The following is a 1,989-nucleotide window of genomic DNA, read 5'->3' as shown; positions in this document are numbered from 1 at the left end:
GGCGCCTCGGTGGCGCTGCCCGGCCGGGCCGAGATCGATGAGATCTACGCGCGGGCCTGACGGCGGGCGACGGGGGGTCACGCCGGCCGGTCGGCCCGCGCGCGGAAGGCCCGGCGGTACGCCGACGGCGAGGTCCGCATCGCCCGGCCGAAGTGGTGCCGGTAGGTGACCGGGCTGTCGAAGCCCACCGCTGCGGCCACCTCCTCCACCGGCGCGTCGGTCTCCTCCAGCAGCGCCAGGCTGGCCCGGACCCGCTGGTCGACCAGCCAGCGGATCGGGCTGGTGCCGGTGGCCCGGGCGAAGTGCCGCAGGTACGTCCGGGGTGACATGTGCGCCTGCCGCGCCAGCCGCGCCACGGTGAGCGGTTCGGTCAGGTGCGCCAGCGCCCAGTCGATGCTGCCGGCGATCCGGTCGTCGTCGGGGTCGACGGCGACCGGCGCCTCGACGAACTGCGCCTGACCGCCGTCCCGGTGCGGGGGGATCACCAGCCGCCGGGCGACGGCGTTGGCGATCGCGGCGCCGTGGTCCCGGCGTACCACGTGCACACAGAGGTCCAGGCCGGCGGCGCTGCCGGCGCTGGTGAGGATGTCGCCGTCGTCGAGGTAGAGCACGTCCGGGTCGACCCGGACGCGGGGGTGGCGGCGGGCGAGCAGGGGCGCGTACCGCCAGTGGGTGGTGGCCCGTCGACCGTCGAGCAGCCCGGCGCCGGCCAGCGCGAACGCGCCGGAGCAGATGGACATCACGCGGGCGCCGTCCCGGTGCGCCCGGCGCAGCGCGGCGACCAGCGCGGGGGAGGGGGCGACGGTCACGTCCGGCACCCCGGGAACGATCACGGTCGCGGCGGCGGCGAGGTCGTCCAGCCCGTACGGGGTGTGCAGGGCGGCACCGCCGACCAGCGGCACCGGCCCGGGACGTTCGGCGCACACGGTCAGCGTGTACCAGGGCACGTCGAACTCCGGCCGGGGCAGCCCGAACACCTCGGTGACGATCCCGGTCTCGAAGACCGACATCCCGGGATACGCCAGCACGGCGACGCTCCGGTCGCCCTCCACCCGTCCCGCCATGGCGGAATGTTAGCGGTGGACGGCGTTCCGGCCACTCGTCCGGACTGCCGGACCGGCCGCAGGATCAGGCCATGACACAGACGTTCGCCGTGCCCGCCGCGCCCCCGGCCACCGCCGCCGCCCACTTCCTCGCCCGCCTCGCCGTCGAGACCGACGTCAGCGACGTGCACGCCGACCTCACCGCCCGGACGCCCGGCCTGGTGGTCGTCGACTCGCGGGGTGACGTCGCCTGGCGGCAGGGGCACCTGTCCGGCGCGCTGCACCTGCCGACCGCCGCGATCGCCGCCCGGGCCGCCGACCTCGTGCCGGCCGGGTCCCGGGTGGTCACCTACTGCTGGGGCCCCGGCTGCAACGGCGCGACGCGCGCGGCGCTGGAGTTCGCCCGGCTCGGCTACGCGGTCAAGGAGATGCTCGGCGGGTATGAGTACTGGGTGCGCGAGGGACTGCCCGTCGTAGGGCCCGACGGCCTCGTCCGGCGCCCCGCCGACGAGCTGACCGCACCCCGGTCCACGGTCACCTGCGACTGCTGAGGCTCACTCGACCGGGTCGTCGCTGAGCCGCTCGCCGCGTCGGCGCAGCATGCCGAGACCGGGGATGCCGGCGACGGCGAGCTTCAGGTCGCGGGTGACGTCCAGCAGGTCGTGCAGGTCGGGGCCGACCCGGTCCAGGGTGGCCAGGATCGGCAGGATGTCGGCACTGAGGTGCTGCTTGAGCTTGGGCAGTTCGTCGACGAGCCGGATCGCCGCCGTCACCTCCTCGTGGCTGAGCTGCTCGACGAAACGGTTCGCCATCGGCGCGCCCCGGCGCAGCGCCGGCTCGTACGCCGCCAGCAGCTCCGCGGCGGTGGCCGCCGTGTTGGTGAGGATGAAGCGGTCGTACCACCAGTCGGCGACCTTCCAGGCCACCCAGCCCATCACGGCGAACC

Annotated in this window: 2 protein-coding genes and 1 pseudogene; 1 reads left to right on the top strand and 2 read right to left on the bottom strand. The window is 75.4% G+C overall.

Going from position 1 to position 1,989, the window contains the following annotated elements; all coding sequences use genetic code 11:
• Positions 1–77 precede the first annotated feature (77 nt).
• Positions 78–1,064, bottom strand: a complete 987-nt coding sequence (locus AB0I76_RS28715; RefSeq protein ID WP_357041916.1) for a helix-turn-helix domain-containing protein — start codon at positions 1,062–1,064, stop codon at positions 78–80.
• A 71-nt stretch (positions 1,065–1,135) separates the two neighbouring features.
• Between AB0I76_RS28715 and AB0I76_RS28710 the strand changes: the two genes are divergently transcribed.
• Positions 1,136–1,594 (top strand): rhodanese-like domain-containing protein, encoded by a 459-nt coding sequence (locus AB0I76_RS28710; RefSeq protein ID WP_357041913.1) that lies wholly within the window; start codon positions 1,136–1,138, stop codon positions 1,592–1,594.
• Positions 1,595–1,597: 3 nt separating this feature from the next.
• Here AB0I76_RS28710 and AB0I76_RS28705 read toward each other — a convergent pair.
• Positions 1,598–1,906, bottom strand: a pseudogene (locus AB0I76_RS28705) (hypothetical protein); the annotation flags it as partial.
• Between the last annotated feature and the right edge of the window lie 83 nt (positions 1,907–1,989).

The organism is Micromonospora sp. NPDC049799 (genome assembly GCF_040656655.1).
Taxonomy (GTDB): Bacteria; Actinomycetota; Actinomycetes; order Mycobacteriales; family Micromonosporaceae; genus Micromonospora.
This window is presented reverse-complemented; position numbering and strand designations above follow the sequence as displayed.